Origin of the sequence: Nafulsella turpanensis ZLM-10, assembly GCF_000346615.1 — a bacterium.
GTDB lineage: Bacteria > Bacteroidota > Bacteroidia > Cytophagales > Cyclobacteriaceae > Nafulsella > Nafulsella turpanensis.
Genome location: NZ_ANNU01000005.1, coordinates 195,717 through 212,595, shown reverse-complemented (window position 1 = coordinate 212,595; position 16,879 = coordinate 195,717). Strand labels below are relative to the sequence as shown.

At 45.8% G+C, this 16,879-nt stretch carries 14 protein-coding genes and 1 tRNA gene; 7 read left to right on the top strand and 8 right to left on the bottom strand.

Features of this window, described 5'->3' with window-relative positions; translation table 11 throughout:
• The first annotated feature begins 3 nt into the window (after nt 1-3).
• Both F752_RS0102605 and F752_RS0102600 read left to right on the top strand, forming a co-directional pair.
• Nucleotides 4-1,233: a sensor histidine kinase gene (locus F752_RS0102605; RefSeq protein WP_017730171.1), complete on the top strand. Its 1,230-nt coding sequence runs from the start codon at nt 4-6 to the stop codon at nt 1,231-1,233.
• Nucleotides 1,234-1,584: 351 nt separating this feature from the next.
• Nucleotides 1,585-2,391: a LamG domain-containing protein gene (locus tag F752_RS0102600; RefSeq protein ID WP_017730170.1), complete on the top strand. Its 807-nt coding sequence runs from the start codon at nt 1,585-1,587 to the stop codon at nt 2,389-2,391.
• A 279-nt stretch (nt 2,392-2,670) separates the two neighbouring features.
• Here the strand turns inward: F752_RS0102600 and F752_RS0102595 are convergent.
• Nucleotides 2,671-2,743 (bottom strand) — tRNA-Phe (locus F752_RS0102595).
• Nucleotides 2,744-2,880: 137 nt separating this feature from the next.
• On the opposite strand from F752_RS0102595, the gene F752_RS0102590 reads away from it, so the two are divergent.
• The 5 genes from F752_RS0102590 (at nt 2,881) to F752_RS0102570 (ending at nt 9,363) form a co-directional block, all read left to right on the top strand.
• On the top strand, nt 2,881-4,254 hold the full coding sequence (locus F752_RS0102590; protein WP_017730169.1) for a (Fe-S)-binding protein: 1,374 nt from the start codon (nt 2,881-2,883) through the stop codon (nt 4,252-4,254).
• Between the two features lie 167 nt (nt 4,255-4,421).
• Entirely contained in the window at nt 4,422-5,213 is a 792-nt protein-coding gene (locus F752_RS0102585; RefSeq protein WP_017730168.1) for a (Fe-S)-binding protein, read from the top strand.
• 55 nt (nt 5,214-5,268) lie between these two features.
• Nucleotides 5,269-5,754, top strand: a complete 486-nt coding sequence (locus F752_RS0102580) for a hypothetical protein (RefSeq protein WP_017730167.1) — start codon at nt 5,269-5,271, stop codon at nt 5,752-5,754.
• A gap of 254 nt (nt 5,755-6,008) precedes the next feature.
• The gene (locus F752_RS0102575) at nt 6,009-8,081 is read left to right on the top strand and encodes an OmpA family protein (protein WP_017730166.1); all 2,073 of its coding nucleotides are present in this window, start codon (nt 6,009-6,011) and stop codon (nt 8,079-8,081) included.
• 106 nt (nt 8,082-8,187) lie between these two features.
• A complete protein-coding gene (locus F752_RS0102570; RefSeq protein ID WP_017730165.1) occupies nt 8,188-9,363 on the top strand; it encodes an AIR synthase related protein in 1,176 nt (391 codons plus the stop codon).
• 39 nt (nt 9,364-9,402) lie between these two features.
• Here F752_RS0102570 and F752_RS0102565 read toward each other — a convergent pair whose 3' ends face one another.
• From F752_RS0102565 to F752_RS0102520, 7 genes are all read right to left on the bottom strand, one after another.
• Nucleotides 9,403-10,050 (bottom strand): hypothetical protein, encoded by a 648-nt coding sequence (locus F752_RS0102565; protein ID WP_017730164.1) that lies wholly within the window; start codon nt 10,048-10,050, stop codon nt 9,403-9,405.
• Nucleotides 10,051-10,373: 323 nt separating this feature from the next.
• A complete protein-coding gene (locus tag F752_RS23355; RefSeq protein ID WP_236613968.1) occupies nt 10,374-10,826 on the bottom strand; it encodes a methylated-DNA--[protein]-cysteine S-methyltransferase in 453 nt (150 codons plus the stop codon).
• Nucleotides 10,827-11,734: 908 nt separating this feature from the next.
• Nucleotides 11,735-12,472 (bottom strand): hypothetical protein, encoded by a 738-nt coding sequence (locus F752_RS0102545; RefSeq protein ID WP_017730161.1) that lies wholly within the window; start codon nt 12,470-12,472, stop codon nt 11,735-11,737.
• Nucleotides 12,473-12,536: 64 nt separating this feature from the next.
• Nucleotides 12,537-13,940, bottom strand: coding sequence for a methyltransferase RsmF C-terminal domain-like protein (locus tag F752_RS0102540; RefSeq protein ID WP_017730160.1), 1,404 nt, complete (start codon nt 13,938-13,940; stop codon nt 12,537-12,539).
• Between the two features lie 393 nt (nt 13,941-14,333).
• Nucleotides 14,334-14,957, bottom strand: coding sequence for a YceI family protein (locus F752_RS0102530; protein ID WP_017730158.1), 624 nt, complete (start codon nt 14,955-14,957; stop codon nt 14,334-14,336).
• 54 nt (nt 14,958-15,011) lie between these two features.
• A complete protein-coding gene (locus tag F752_RS0102525; protein WP_152424999.1) occupies nt 15,012-15,872 on the bottom strand; it encodes an SDR family oxidoreductase in 861 nt (286 codons plus the stop codon).
• 102 nt (nt 15,873-15,974) lie between these two features.
• Nucleotides 15,975-16,877 (bottom strand): dioxygenase family protein, encoded by a 903-nt coding sequence (locus F752_RS0102520; RefSeq protein ID WP_017730156.1) that lies wholly within the window; start codon nt 16,875-16,877, stop codon nt 15,975-15,977.
• Nucleotides 16,878-16,879 lie beyond the last annotated feature (2 nt).

The window sequence follows — 16,879 nt, the reverse complement described above, 5'->3', positions numbered from 1 at the left end:
AGAATGGAAGAGAAAGCAGAAGTAAAAATACTGCTGGTCGATGACCGTGAGGAGAATATCCTGGCACTGGAGACTATTCTGGAAACGGAAGGCTATAAGTTTGTGAAGGCCCGCTCCGGCCGTGAGGCGCTCAAGTGCCTGCTCGACGACCATGATTTTTACCTTATCATCATGGATGTAATAATGCCGGGGATGAATGGTTTCGAAACAGCTGAACTGATATACTCACGCGAAAAGCTAAAGAATATTCCTATTATTTTCCTTACGGCCATCGACATAGAGGAGAATATGTACAAGGGCTATAAGGCGGGTGCGGTCGATTACATCAACAAGCCCTTTGTTCCTGAATTGCTGCGGGCCAAGGTGGGAGCTTTTGTAGAACTGAGCATCAAAAATAAAAAGTTACTCAGCCAGGAAGAAAAGCTCCGGACTATCAATAAGAATCTTGAAAGAGAAATTGCAGAGCGAAAGGCATCGGAAGAAAAGGTAAGGCAGCTGAACAAGCACCTGGAAGAAAAGCTGGAAGAACTACAGTCGCTCGATGCTTTTGCCTATTCCGTATCGCACGATTTAATGTCGCCGGTCAATAATATTAGCGGCCTTACCAGTTTGCTGATGAAAAGGTATGGCGATCAGTTCGATGGTAATGTGTCGAAGGTGCTGAACCTGGTGATGGACAGCACTCAAAAGATGTCGGAAATGATTAGGAGCATGCTGCTGTTTTCAAGGCAGGCCAATGCCGAGCTGATTAAAACGGAGGTGGACATGAATAAGATTGTCCATGCTGTTATTGATGATATCGGAACCTATAAAACGATTGACCATTTCAGGATAAAAATAGACAAGTTGCCCCTGATTGAGGGCGACAGTAATATGTTGAAGCAGGTGTGGGTAAATTTTATCTCTAATGCCATTAAATATTCTCAAAAAGAAGAGCAGCCTGTTATTGAAGTAGGGGCGAGCGAAGAAAATGAGGATGTGGTTTTTTATGTAAAGGATAACGGTGCGGGCTTTGATATGAAGAATTACGATAAGCTCTTTGGTGTTTTTCAGCGCCTGCACAGTGCCAAAGATTTTGAAGGAACCGGCGTAGGACTCGCTATCGTTAAAAGAATAGTGGAACGACATGGCGGTAAAGTTTGGGCCGAATCAGTATTAGGAAAAGGATCTACCTTTTTCTTTTCACTTAAACCTGCCCACAGAAGAATTCCTGTAAAATCACTGGTTAAATAATTTTGTTTTGCCTCCCCGGGCCTTCTTTGTCGTTGTTTACTGCAGAGAAGGACCGGGAATTTTTTTATTCCCGCCTCAGTAGAGTCGCAAAAGCATTAAGCCGGTGGCATTTTCTGCAAAAAGAATGATAAGTACAGAGTGATGTTAACTGACTTGTTATCAGCTCGTCAGCTTATAAAACCCTGTGGGTAAAGAATGGTTATCCATATGCTCTGGGGCAGCGCTACTGTTTTCCCTGCTTATTTTCCCATCCTGCTAAAACCAAAAACATTAATGGCCGTTATAGTATAACCCAACGGTGAGAGTATGCAAAGCTTTCACTTCTTTTTTCAACTAAAAATTTTGATCAGAATGTATAGAACCCGTTTTATTCGACTTTTTTTTATTTTTCTTTTTGTCGCTGTTTTCTCAGCCTGTAATACAGAGGGTGAAATACCAGGACCTACAGGTCAGGAGAAAGAGCCAGAACCTACCCCGGAGGGTGGGCTTTTGCTTCATTATGATTTTACGGACGGAGCCACGGACCTGAGCGAGAATGGCTATGATGGTAAAATTATAGGGGACCCCGGTATAGTGCAGAATGAACTGGTGGAGGGCTCTGCCCTGCGCCTGAATGAAACCGAAGGCAATAATGGCTGTAACCAGCCTGGTGGAGATTATATAAAACTGCCGGAGCTGGGAGAGGTATGGGCAGCAGGCTTTACCATAGTAGCGCGGGTGCAGTTTGAAGAAAACAGGAGCTATGAAAGGATCTTTGATATGGGAAATGGTTTAGGAGAGCGAAACGGCCGCAATGTTACACTTTCCCGCTTAGAAGAAACCAATGACCTTGCCCTTACCAGCTGGATTAATGCCGACTCCACTCTTAACAGGGAAAAAGGAAGACTAATTGCCCCGGATGTGATTGTAAATGGCGAGCTGCAGCAGTTTGCTGCTACTATTGATCCGGAGGGTGTAATGAAAATATTTGTAGATGGAGAGAAAGTAGCGCAACGAAATGACGGGCATCCCGTATTGGATATTAAGAGGGTGCGAAATTATATAGGCCATTCGAATTACTGCTACTTAGACCCAGACTTTAAAGGCCTTATTGATGATATAAAAATTTATAATAAAACCCTTACAGAAGAAGAAATTAAAGAATTGTATATACAGTAGACCTTCCCTTTTTACACACGTTTAACAGTTGGCTGGCTTGCAGAAATGCAGTCAGCCTTTTTTGTGCAGTATAATTTGCTGTTGTTTCAATGTAGAATAATTATAAATTAGCAGAAACTTACTCTGCATGCATACTAAAGTAACCTTATTCATTTTATTTTAGAGGATAAAAAAAGGAATGGCAAGTTTGAGAGACAGAAGGGAGAAGAAGAGCGGCGAGGGCTGATGTCCAAAAAAGAAAAGCCTCTCAACAGAAGTTAAGAGGCTTTAAAACAACAGTGGTGATGAGTGGATTCGAACCACCGACTCACGGATTTTCAGTCCGATGCTCTACCAACTGAGCTACATCACCGTTGTTTGAGGACACAAAAGTAGCACAAAAATGTTTCGCGCCAAACATTCATCAGAAAAAGTTCAAAAAAATAATTCAAGCATTTTCCTTATAATTAAGGTAAGTTTACGGAAAACATAAAATCTACTGATATACAAATGGAATATTTACCTCAAATACTTTTTATTCTGATTGTGGGGGCGGCAGCCTTTATCATGGCCAAGCGTATCAGCCGGATACGCAAAAATATATTACTGGGCCGCGATACAGACCGAAGCGACCGCAAAGGGGAGCGCTTCCGGAATATGATGCTGGTCGCCTTTGGTCAGAAGAAAATGTTTAAGCGGCCCATCCCGGCCATCCTCCACCTTTTTGTGTACATTGGCTTTATTGTCATCAACCTCGAAGTGCTGGAGTTTATCATCGACGGCATATTTGGTACCCACCGCTATTTTGCTTCCATCGTAGGGGGCGAGGGAGCCTATACATGGCTTATGAATATTTTCGAGTTCCTGGCCGTAGGCGTAATTGTGTCCTGTACCATTTTCCTGATTCGCCGCAAAGTGCTTCGCGTCGACCGCCTCCATGGACAGGAAATGACGGCATGGCCTAAAATGGATGCCACCATCATTCTGGTTACAGAAATCATCCTGATGTTTGCCATCCTCACCATGAATGCTGCGGATTCATTACTGCAGACCCGTAATCCTGAATATATTACCACCGGCACTCTGTTCTTCAGCTCTTTCTTAAAGCCGCTGTTCGAAGATATGAGCACTTCCGCCCTCATTGCACTGGAGCGTGCGGCATGGTGGTTCCACATCATCGGCATTCTGGCTTTTGCCATTTATATTACCTATTCCAAGCACCTGCATATTTTTCTTGCCTTCCCGAATACCTATTTTGCCAACCTGAACCGAAGGGGCAAGATGCAGAATATGCCGGAGGTAACCCGCGAGGTAAAAATGATGCTGGGGATACCAGATGAAACCGGGGCGTCGGCCGCCGCCACCGTAAATGAATCAGAAGGCCACGGAGGTAGCGGAGCCGCACCGCAGGAAGTAGCCACACTGGGTGCCAAAGACATTAATGACCTTAACTGGAAGAACCTGCTCGATGCCTACACCTGTACAGAATGTGGCCGCTGTACCAGCCGCTGCCCTGCCAACCAGACAGGCAAAAAGCTGTCGCCCCGTAAGATTATGATGGATACCCGCGACCGTGCAGAGGAGGTAGGGCAGAGCCTAGACAAAGGCGGACCGGGGCTGGAAGATGGAAAAACCCTTTTCCGCAATTATATAACTGAAGAGGAAATTAATGCCTGCACTACCTGTAACGCCTGTGTAGAGGCCTGCCCTGTACAAATCGATCCGCTGAGCATTATTCTCCAGATACGCCGTTATATGGCCATGGAAGAGAGCAGCAGCCCGCAGGAATGGCAAATGATGTTCCAGAACATCGAAACCAGCTTTGCTCCCTGGAAATTTCCACCCAGCGACCGCTTTAACTGGGCCGACAGCCTGAAGAAATAAAAATAGTAGTAAGAATTAAGTAGCCAGTAATTAAGTAGCCAGTAGTAAGATGTAAAAGAACCAGTAAGCAGGAATTAAGCACAGGAGCTAAAGGCCCTTTTACTCCTGATTCCTGGCTCTTCATTCTACTGTCTCACCTCTAACGCTCATATCTAACATCTGAAAAAATGGAATATAAAGTGCCCACCATGGCCGAAATGGCGGCCGAAGGAAAAGAACCGGAAATTTTATTTTGGGTAGGCTGTGCCGGCAGCTTCGACGACCGCTACAAAAATGTAACACGTGCATTTGTTAAGATATTAAATAAAGTAGGTATCTCATTTGCCGTACTTGGGCCGGAAGAGGCTTGTACCGGCGACCCTGCCCGTCGTGCCGGTAACGAGTTCCTGTTCCAGATGCAGGCAACCGCCAACATTCAGGTGCTCAATGGCTACAACATCAAAAAAGTAGTAACCGCCTGTCCGCACTGCTTTAATACCATTAAAAATGAGTACCCTGAACTGGGCGGTAACTATGAAGTAATTCACCATTCCACCTACCTGCAGCAGCTGATTAACGATGGCAAAGTAAGCATGAAAGGTGGTGGCGAATTTAAGGGAAAGAAAATCACCTATCACGACTCCTGCTACCTTGGGCGGGCGAACCAAATCTATGAAGCCCCGCGCGAAGTACTGGAAGCCCTGGATGCTGAGCTGGTAGAGATGAAGCGCTGCAAGACCAAAGGCTTTTGCTGTGGTGCTGGTGGCTCCCAAATGTGGAAGGAGCCTGAGCCGGGCTTTAAGGATGTGAATGTTGACCGTGCCGAAGAGGCCATTGATACCGGCGCCACTACAATTGCCACAGCCTGCCCCTTCTGCATGACCATGCTTTCCGATGGGGTAAAAAGCAAGAATAAGGAGAATGATGTAAAGGTGCTGGACCTGGCTGAACTTATCGCCAAAAACGAAGGTTTAGATTAAAAACTACAGGTTCTTTCCAATCCTAAAGATTCATAACTAAAGACCAATAGTTGTTATGTATATTCCTTTCGATACACTTAGTGCCCAGGCGAGGGTTTGGGTTTACCAGGCCAGCCGACCTCTTACTGAAACAGAGCAGGCGTTGATTGAAAAAACCGCACCGGACTTCCTGGAGTCGTGGGCAACACATGGGAAGCCGCTCAAAGCCTCTTATAAACTTTTTCATGACCAGTTTCTGGTAATAGGAGTAGATGAAAATCATCAGCAGGCAAGCGGCTGTTCCATCGACAGTTCTGTGGCTTTTGTGCAGGCTCTGGAAAAAGAACTGGGGCTAAGCTTTATGGATCGCGGAAAGGTAGCCTTTGTGCTGGAAGATAAAATTTACATGGAACCCCTTCCTAGTCTTAAAAGGAGCATCGAAGCAGGAAAGATTACGGCCGACACCCAGACTTTCAATAACCTGGTGTCGAATAAACAGGAGCTGGAAGAAAAATGGCTGCAGCCGGCGAAGGAAACCTGGTTAAAACGATATTTCTCTTAAAAATAAAACCCTGTTGGTAAAACAGGGTTTTTTATGACGTACCTAATGAAAACTCATCTATAGCTTTTTTGTGGGGCAATATGACCGGAGGCTTTGGAAGGCTTGGCATATTAAGTGGCAGGTTGAAAAAAGCTGGTCTAATATTTTATCCCTGGCCCGGTAGTATGGCTCTGATATACCTAATTTTTATTTCAGTCGTTATATTTTGTAGATAAAATTTCTAAATTAAAGCGTACATCCGGACGATAGCCTATATGAAATCCGTTAGAATAGCTCTTTTTCTCCTGCTGGCGATTTTTGCCTTCAGCTGCAGCACCTATAAAAAAGGGGTCAAAAATTTTCAGGAAGGGGAGTACCAGTTAGCCATCGAAAATATTGAGAAGGCCCTTGGTAAGTCAAAAACGAATAAAGCCCGTGCAAATTTCCTGATTGCCGAGTCTTACCGACTCTCCAATCGTATAGATGAAGCGGCACCTTTTTATGCTGCGGCTCTCGAGGCAGGCATGGAAGAGGAGGATGCCCGCTTTTACTATGGCTTTGCCTTAAAAGCGAATGGTCAGTACAAAGAAGCTCGCCAGCAGTTTAGCTCCTATTTAAAAAACGCGCAGAACAAAGAGTACATCCAGCGGGCCCAGAATGAGGTGGCCGTACTGCAGTCGCTGGAAGACCTTCTTTCCAAGGAAAGTTTTTACCAGATCAAGCACCTCGAACAAATCAATACTCCGGAAGCGGAGTATGCCCCTCTTGCCCAAAACAATGTGCTTTATTTTACCTCCTCGCGCGGCGACGATAAAATATATAAAGCCACCGGTAAAAGCTTTACCGACCTTTATGTAGCAGAAATAGGTCCGTCTATGGGAATTGTGCCGGGCACCGTTCAGCCTTTGGCCGAAAATTTTAATACTGATGACAGGGCCGAAGGGGCCATCACCTTTAGCCCCGATGGTAATACGCTCATATTTGCCCGTGGTAATGCCAAGGGTAAAAAAGGAGGCGAAGAGGTAAACCTGTATATCAGCTACTTCAGGGGTGGCAGGTGGAGTAATGCCCAGTTACTGCGAATCAGCGACCCTCGCTCCTGGGACTCTACCCCTGCATTTAGTAAGAATGGTAAAACACTTTATTTTGCCTCTAACCGCAGGGGCGGCTTTGGAGGAGTCGACCTTTACTCGGCCACCCTCAATTCGCGCGGAAACTGGGGTCAGGTGCGTAATTTAGGCCCTGAAATAAATACAGCCGGCAACGAAATGTTTCCTTTTGTATCGCAGGATGGCCGCCTTTATTTTTCTTCCGATGGGCATCCCAGCCTCGGCGGACTCGATCTTTTTGTAGCCGTCCGGAGAAACGGGAAGATAGCTATTGAAAACCTGGGTGTACCCATGAATTCCAGCTCCGATGACTTTGGCCTCAGCTATATGGGCTACGATAAAGGCTACTTTTCCAGTAACCGCGAATCGGGCGAAGGCGATGATGATGTGTATGCCTTTGTAAACAGCGATCCGGACCTGAAAATTGTAAATTACTACCTTGCCGGTACTACCTACACTACGGACGAAAATAACCAGAAGGTAATCTTACCCAATGTTGAAGTGCGCCTGCTGGCCGATGAAGAGCGACCTGTAGATGTGGTGACCAGCGATGCCGAGGGTAAATTCCGCTTTGCACTCGAAGAGGGGGTATTGGAATACCTGCTGGTAGGGGAAAAGCCAGATTATTTTACTACCCGAAAGGTATTTCCGATGGAAGGAAAATACCTGGATAAGGAGAAGCTGAAGGAGTTCGTGACTGATACCACCTATTATACCTCACTTACCCTCGACCAGATTGTGCTCGACAAAGCCATTGTGCTCGATAATATTTATTACGACTTCGACCGGGCGGAAATAAGGCCGGATGCGGCCCGGGAATTGAATAAGCTGGTAAATATTCTGAAGGATAACCCGCAGATTGTTATTGAGCTGAGCTCTCATACCGATAACAGGGGCGACCTGACTTATAACATTGACCTCTCGCAGCGGAGGGCCGAATCGGCAGTAAATTACATCATTTCACAGGGAATTAGCCCGCGCCGGATTACCGCAAGGGGCTATGGCGAAAACCGGCCGATTATTCCGAATGCCACTACCGAAGAGGAGCACCAGATAAACCGGCGCACGGAATTTAAAGTAACAGAAATTACCCCCGAAGCCGAAATTGTACAGCCTGAAGAGGAGGAAGAAGAAATTCCACAGGGTGAGGAGGTAGAAATGCGGGAACGGAAAAAAGAAGAGAAAGAGCCGAAAAAGGTAGAGCGCGACCCAATATTCGATGAGCTGGGGGATGGGTGATCTTCAATAGCCGCCTGAGCCGAATATTCAGAAACCATCAAAGAGCCTTCCTTATGCGAAGGCTTTTCTTATTTTTGTATCAGAATAAACCTACACCAGCCCTCCCATGGAAGACCGTTACATGCAGCGCGGCGTAAGCGCAGGAAAAGAAGATGTGCATAATGCCATTAAAAACATCGACAAAGGACTTTTTCCCCAGGCTTTCTGTAAAATAATTCCTGATATGCTGGGAGGAGATGCCGCCTGGTGCAACATTATGCATGCCGACGGGGCTGGCACCAAGTCCTCTCTGGCCTGGCTTTACTGGCAGGAAACCGGCGACCTTTCAGTGTGGAAAGGAATTGCGCAGGATGCGGTTATCATGAATGTCGATGACCTGCTGTGCGTAGGGGTAACCGATAACATTCTGCTATCTTCCACCATTGGGCGAAATAAAAATAAAGTACCGGGAGAAGTAATTGCCGCGGTTATCAATGGCACAGAGGAGGTCTTGCAGATGCTGCGCGATAACGGCATGGGTATTTACAGCACCGGTGGCGAAACCGCCGATGTTGGAGACCTGGTGCGAACCATAATTGTCGACAGCACCGTTACAGCCCGTTTAAAGCGCGAAGAGGTTATTAGTAACCACCATATTGCCGCCGGCGATGTTATTGTGGGCCTTTCTTCCTACGGTAAGGCCAGCTATGAGCATGAGTACAACGGCGGAATGGGCAGCAATGGGCTTACCTCTGCCCGCCATGATGTTTTTGCCCGCTACCTGGCCGAAAAGTACCCCGAGAGCTATGACCCTTCCGTTCCGGAAAGCCTGGTCTATGCAGGAAGTAAAAAGTTAACTGATGCGGTAGAAGGTTTACCGGAAGGAGTGGAAGTAAATGCCGGTAAACTGGTGCTTTCGCCTACCCGCACCTATGCGCCCATTGTGGCCGCTTTTCTTAAAGAGTACCGCCCCATTATTCATGGAATGGTGCATTGCAGCGGAGGTGCCCAAACAAAGGTGCTTCACTTTATCGACCAGTTACACATCATAAAAGATTCGCTCCTGCCGGTGCCTCCCCTCTTTAAAATGATACAGCAGGAAAGCCACACGCCTATGCAGGAAATGTTTAAGGTGTTTAATATGGGCCATCGCCTGGAGGTATACCTGGAGGAAAAATATGCACAGGCACTCATAGAGGTGGCGCAAAGTTTTGGCGTAGAGGCAAAAATTGTTGGCCGGGTAGAAGCCGGCGAAAAAAAGGTGACGATCAAACACGAAGGGCAGGAGTATGTTTACCGCTAAAGAGCAATGCCTTCGCTGCTATATAAATTAGTTTCGCTTTTAGTTAAAGGAAAAGTTCTTCAGGAAATTAACCAGTTTATTATAATTGTCTAATATCTGCCGTGATGCCCACTGGCTGTAGAGATAGCTTCCGTAAATGCTTACCAGCTTATCAAAATCATTCCGGTGGAGCATACGGGCAATGGTAATCCCTCTAAAGCATCGCTGAATCTGGTTATGCATTATGGGGCATTGCCGTGAGGGCTTCCGGTTAACTACTTTATCGATTCGGTGAAGCTGGCTAAAATTTTTTAAAAATTTAAAGCCTTTTTCCTGCATGGCGGCAGTAATCTGGGTACAGCTTTGCTGCAGGCTTTGCTCATCTTCGGTAATTATAAGCCTTCGCTGGCTTTGGTGCTTTAAGCGGGCTAAAGAAGTAATAATCGTGGTGCTGTCTTTCTCTAACTCTTTTTTGCCACCGAGGAACTGAAGCACCAGTTCTTCTACTAGGTTAATCCGGATCCCAAGCTGAACATCTATTATTTTCTCCTCTGCATCTTCACTGATAGAGAAAAGCACGGCACGAAAGCCATTTTTGCAGGGCTGACGGAACTGCTTTTTTGAAGGCACGGCCTCATAGCCCTGCTGCTCAAAGAGGGGAAAGAGCTGCTGATATAATCGTTTTTCCTGTCGCTGAAGGATATCCATTCGGTGTTGGAAATAAAAAAGGTTAAAAAGTGAAGAGCATCTTTTTTACTGGCAGCACTGCGTTTTTAATGAAACAGACTCCTTCAGGTATATGAAGATGAAGGGTAAATTGTTTCGTTAAAAGGAAAAATAGTGTGGTAAATTTTGCTCGGGCACTGTGGCTTTCAGTTTTCCGCAGAAAGAGCCGGGAAGCTCAGGAAGAAGAATGAAGTGAAAATGAAGGAGAGGAGAGGGAGGGGGGAAGGGTTCCCTTGCTCCCGATTAGCTGAGATGAAATCCGGAGCCAGCTTACCTAAAACATTTCCAGCTGTACACTTTGCTGCTCATGGCGGAGGAGCCATTGTTTGCGTAATAAGCCACCTGAATAACCGGTACAATCCGCTTGAGCCGATAACGCGGTGGCAGGGCAAAACGATCAGAAATGGGTTTTGCCCGTTGGCAGAGCCCACCGCCCTCACTGAAAGCGGTTGTTCAATTTCGCGGGCAATTTGTGCGTAGTTACGGGTTTCTCCCCAGGGAATGCCAGCCAGTGATTTCCACACCTTTTGCTGAAAAGGAGTTCCCTGCTCCAGATCCAGTGACAGGCTAAACTCTTCGCGCTGGTGGCAAAAATACTCATGCAGCTGCTCCACTGCCTCCTGGAGGCAAAGAGGTAATAGTTGGGAAGAGGGGCGGAAAGGCTGTTCTCCGAACAGGATAGAGGAGATTCCGTTTTCCGAGCCACTAATCATCAGCTGGCCGATGGGCGATTGGTAACAGGCAAGGCTTGAGTTCACTGAAAAATATAAAGTATTATGAATTATGAAAGATACAGCTTTTTTCGTGCTTTTAATCAATTTATTCAAATAAATAAAAGATTTGTATAACTAAATAAATAGTACCTGGCTGCTGTCTTGTTCGGAGAGCTAGCAGCCTTGGAACCGCTTGTTTGAATTAAAGAAAATAGGGAATCGCTCCTGAAAATATCTTGCAGCTCCTAAGCCTGGTTAGAGTGTTCGAAGGGTTCTTCTACATCATAGATTTCAAACTCTTTTATCTGCTGTCTAAATTTCTTAGCCACCCGAAATGAAAAAAGAATGACAAGCTGCTGAAGTTGTGTTGCAAACGTTAGCACAAACGATTGCTGAAAAATTAATCTGGTCCAGCCCAACAATCTGCTTGGAAATCTAATATATATAGTAGAGGGAAGAAAAACCATCCGGGAATTAACAGCAATTCCTGCTTTTCGCATGGAAGAGAGACACAGAATGGTTTGAATTCAGGCCCCTCAGAATTTCAAAAATAGTACTGCCAACATTATTTAAACATACACCCAAATACATACACCCAAACCAAACAGCTGCCACTTTCTTTTAATGAACTGAGGCAGTTGTTTTTTTATGTTCTCCGGAGCCAAACCTCTCTGAAGCTTTTGTACAGGTCAAAATAAAGCCTCCTTCCCGACAATGAACAAACAGGGGAAGGAGGCTTCTTTAAATTTTCCATATGCTATTAAATGGGTAGCAGGCGGCTGTTTTTGCCAAATAAATGGCGCTTTATGTATTTTCTTACAATTTTATGCTTCCAAAGCTTTTTTGCGCCTGCCACTAAAATGGCAGTTCTTATTAATCTCCACATAGTCTTCAATTTTAAATTATACTTTCTACTAAATAAGTATACGGCAGGAATGCAGTGGGGTTATCCTTTAGGCGACCATTAGCAGTGTGGTATAAAGCACAACCCCGGTTAAGAATGCCCAGAAATTACTTTTTCTCTCTTCGGGTAATTCTTCTTTTAATACATTTAGTATAATACCTCCCCCAACGAAGGCAAATAATAGAGAAAGAAGGGTTTCTGAGATAGTGGTGAGTACTCCAATTCCCCATCCGCCTAAAATGGCAGCAGTAATAATCCAGCGTCCTTTTTTGATGTATTCCTTTCGGTAATGATCTACCAGCCCATAGTCGTTGACCACAAAATGAAAGGCCATGGCGATAACAAACAGGAGAAGACTCCATGACTTTTCTTCCTCCCTATGCACCAGCAGGTAACCAATGAGTGCATTGTAAATGGTAAAGGAAGAAACATGAATCCAGAAAACGCTGGTATTCGATTCTTCTTTTTCCATGCCTGCAGGAGCCCCTCGTTTCGATTCATGGGAGAGTTTAGCGGTTCTTTCCAACCCGTAGAAAAGAGATAGAGATAATAAGGCGATGAGATAAACGTGATGGGTTAAAAAGTCGAAAATCAAGTCTTTTTTTTCTTCCAGTGCCTCCTGAAATTCGCTTAGCTCGGGTAAAAGATGGATAAAGACATAGGAGACCGATACACCCCCGGCTGCCGACAGCCACTTGCTGCGGGGAATGCTACTGAAGTGAAGTTTATAGGCAAAGAAATGAACAAGGGCAAGCGCAACAGCCCCAATGGCAGAATACAATAGCATGTTAAAAAGTAGTTTATGAAACTAACTGCTATGCCTGCTGATGGTTTTGTTCTCCGCTGAAACCTTAGATAACTGGCTGATAGGAGGCCGGATTAAGTTCCATCCGGATTCTCCATTCCTTTGGCCAGTAATTGTTTGCCCTGTGTTTTATTCTTTTTATCCAGCCTAAGCCCAGCCCTCTGTACTGCAGGAGTACCCAACCTTCCGGAGCTCCGTCCGGAAGTACATCCTCTCTTCTCAGGAAGCGCTGTGCAGTTTCTAAATCGACCTCTACCACCGCATGTGCCTCTGGTCGAAGAATGGTAGAAAGGGCCAGAGAAGGCAGAGGGTTGAGGTTTTTCTGCTTAATTTCTGCCAAGGGTGTGCCGGCATAGCTAATACGGAGGTTTTGGTAAAGTGCTTCTATCTCGGGCATCCAGCGGCCGGGGAGGACAGAGAGCTGTTCGTTATGCTGTACATATTCCCAGGCATCAGAACTTTGAACCCATTCCTGCAGGAGGTTTTGTATTGCTTTCGGGGCTTCGGAAAAAACAGCCTTCTTTTTTTTACCGCCCTTGTTTTTACCCCCAACTCTTTCTGTGCTTCCTTCTTCAGCTGTTTTGCGAACCACTGCCATAAAAAAGCCTTCTCCGCGGCTTTTATGCGGGTAAAAGCGGTATCCTTTTACTCCTTCGATCTCTGCTTCGCTTATCCCCCAGCTTTCTTCCACCTCCAGCGGCAACACCTCTGCCTGGTAATGGTGTCTGAGCCAGGTTAAGTTTTCCTCATTTTCCTGTGGACTATAAGTACAGGTGCTGTAAACGAGCAGGCCACCGGGCTTTAGGCTGTCCCAGATATCGGCAAGAATGCGGCGTTGCCGTTCCGAACAAAGCTTAACATTGGCATCCGACCACTCATTGGCGGCGGTGGGGTCGCGGCGAAAGAGGCCTTCGCCGGAGCAGGGGGCATCTACCACCACCAGGTCGAAAAAGCGGGGCAGGCGACTGAAATCCCGGGGATCATTCTGGCTGACAACATTGCAAGGGCTTCCCCACTTCTGGATGTTCTCGGCCAGTATGTTGGTGCGCGATTTAATGACCTCGTTGCTCACCAGCAGGCTTTCGGGGGGTAAAATGGAGGTAAGGTGAGTGCTTTTTCCGCCCGGGGCGCCACACAAGTCAAGTGCGATAACAGCTTCCCTGCCTGGTAAATGTTGCCGGATGGCCTGTTCCAGGAACATTGAGCTTGCCTCCTGTACATAGTAAGCGCCGGCATGAAAGAGCGGGTCTGGCGTAAAGGCGGGCCGTTCCGGCAGGTAAAAGGCCCCGCTGGCCCATGGTACCGGCTCCAGAGGGGGAATTTCCTTCCACTTGAATGGATTCAGCCTAATGCTTACAGGGGCATCGGTGTGCAAAGCCTGTTCGAAAGCGGCAAAATCGTTGCCTAACTGCTGCTGCATTCGCTGAATAAAAGGGGTGGGGAAGGGCATGATTTGCTATGATAATGGGGAAAAAACACCAAATAGTGGATGTGTAAATATACCGGGATGGAAAGAATATTCAAAAAAAGAAAAGCTGTCGGTATTTTCCTGCAACACTTTTTAGGGCATCCCCTTTCAAGTGATGATTATAAAGTCCTGTACGGGAGAGGCAAAAGGCGCTTTCTTTTCATTCGTTGGCTTTCGATTTATGCCTGATTCATGGAAAGGGGGTTGATGTATTGGCTTTTTTGGGAGTAATTATAAATAGGATGGTGGTACAGCAGGCCTGTTGCCATTTCAGTTTCGGGAAGCTGCCTTCCTGGTGGTCTATAATAAAACGAAAGCCAGCTGGTTTACCAACTGGCTTTACAATAATTCTCTTAACCGTCAGACAATCGCAACTTACTTAGCTGAAGCGGAGGTTATCAGCTTTAGGTCAATGATAAATTCATTGTCAATGGCTTTATCGCCCAGATCGGCAAAGAAAGAAGGCGAGCCATAGCGCACATCGAACTTACTCCGGTCTACCACAATTTTGGCCACAGCCTCGGCTGCATTTCCATTGATTTTTACTGCTGCAGGAAAAGTAATGTTTTCTGTCTTTCCTTTAATGGTAAGATCTCCGGTGATCTGGTAGTTGTTTTCGCCAGCTTTGGCAATAGGAGTTGCTTTGGTGATTTTAAAAGTTGCTTTCGGGTGCTTTTCAACTCCAAAGAAGTCATCAGATTTAAGGTGCCCTACCAGTTTCGCATTGTAATCCGCATCGGTAAGATCTGTGTTGGTGATGCTGTTCATTTCTATTTCGAAAGCGCCTCCTACCAACTTGTTCTTTTCTACCTGCAGGGTACCGGAAGACAGGGAAATGTTGCCGGTGTGCTCGCCGCCAATTTTCTTACCCGTCCATACAAGGCTCGATTTCTGGGTGTCGGCGTTAAGAGTTTTGCCTGCTTTGCTCTGAGCTGCAAGCTGAGTGGTGGTAAAGGCCAATAAAGCCAGTACTGCAAAGAAATACTTCGTGATTTTCATGTGTTAAATTAGGTTAGAATTTAAAATTGTTTGAATGATATATAGAATTGTCTCTTAAGATGCCTTTACTATCTCTTTTACAAAAGCAGCCATTGCTGTTGTAGGGCGTCCGGTTAGTTTTGAAAGCTGATGTGAATCGTCAAATAAGTCACCTTTTGCTATAGCAACATCCCAGCTGGCAATTGCATTAGCAAGTTCCTCTGGCAGGCCAAAGCCTTTTAGTTGAGCGGCATACGCTTCTTCAGGCATGTTATTGTAGGAGATGTTTTTGCCGGTCTGGCGGGATAATTCTGCTGCTAATTCCCCTAAAGTGAAACTCTCATCTCCCGCAAGTTCATATGTTTTACCTTCGTGGCCTTCGCTGGTTAATACACCTACTGCTGCATCTGCATAATCTGCACGAGTGGCTGCAGAGATTTTACCTTCTCCTGCACTGCCAATAATGGAGCCACTGGCAAGTGCTGCCTTAATGGAATCGGCATAATTTTCGGTATACCAGCCGTTACGGAGCACAGTGTAAGGAATACCGGCAGCTTTTAAGTCGGCTTCAGTAGCTATATGTTCCTCTGCCAGGCTTAGGGAGGAGGTATCAGCATGTAAGAGGCTAGTATAGACGATCTGCTTAACACCTGCCTGTTTCGCAGCATTAATTATATTCCTATGCTGCGCCTGTCGTTTGCCCACTTCGCTTGAAGAAATCAGCAGTAGGGTATCGATGTCCTTCAGGGCCTTTTGCAGCGTTTCAGGTTTGTCATAATCTCCTTCTTTGACTTCAACACCTAAGCCAAGGTCGGAAGCTTTCTCTGCAGATCGTACTAAGGCAACGATGCTGTCAGCGGATATTTTTTGTTTTAGTTTATATACAACCAGGCGCCCCAGCTGACCGGTAGCTCCTGTAATTAATATTCTGTTCATTATAAACATATTTTTAATTAATACTTTTTGATGATGCTGTTTTTCTTTGGCTCCTTTTTTGGTTAGACCAGAATATAAACCTGGTAACCAGAGGTTAAATTACTACGCATGGTTTTCCATAATGAAGCTACGCTCACTGAAGGCAGGTAGATTTACACTTCCCTCATAGAAATGCTTCAGCTCATCTTTTTGGTCGATCAAGCCTAAGCTATAAAGTACAGGTACATAATGATCAGGGGTTGGAGAAGCCAGCTTTCCAAGCGAATGGCTGCTTTCGTAATTGATCATATTCTTTATATTTCGCTCGTCCAGTTGCTTTTTGAGCCACTGGTCATAGTCGTCTTCCCAGCCAAAGGGCGTCATATCCCCCGTCCTGAATTTTTGTCCGGCTAACTGCAGATTATGGATCAGCGAGCCGCTGCCAATAATGAGTACGCCCTTTTCCCGAAGAGATTTCAGTTGTTTTCCCAGCTCGTAATGGTATTCCGGTTTTGCATGATAGTCAATGCTCATCTGGAACACAGGCACGTTGGCCTGCGGGAATAAGTGCATCAGCATTGGCCATGCGCCATGGTCTAAGCCCCACTCGGGAGTTTCCTTTACCGAAGGAACAATTTTCTTTACCTCCCGGGCAATGGCGGGAGCACCGTTAGCCTGATACTTTACCTGGTAATATTCCTTCGGAAAGCCGTAGTAGTCATAAATCTGCTCCTGCTCGGGAGAGATGTTTACAAAGGTACCTTTGGTGCACCAGTGGGCTGAGACTATTAAGGCCGCCTTTATCTCATATTTATTTTGTAACTGCAGGCCTAATTCAAATAAGGTGTTCCAGAAAGGTTTCTCCTCTTTGGTAAGGGGAATATCCATAGGGCTTCCGTGTGAGGTAAACAGCACAGGCATCAGCTTGCTTTGCCTGGGAAGCATATCGGTAAAATTTTTAAAACTACTTAAGGTACTCATAGCGGAAAATGCAAAAAGCGTTTGCAGAAATTTTGTACGATCCATGC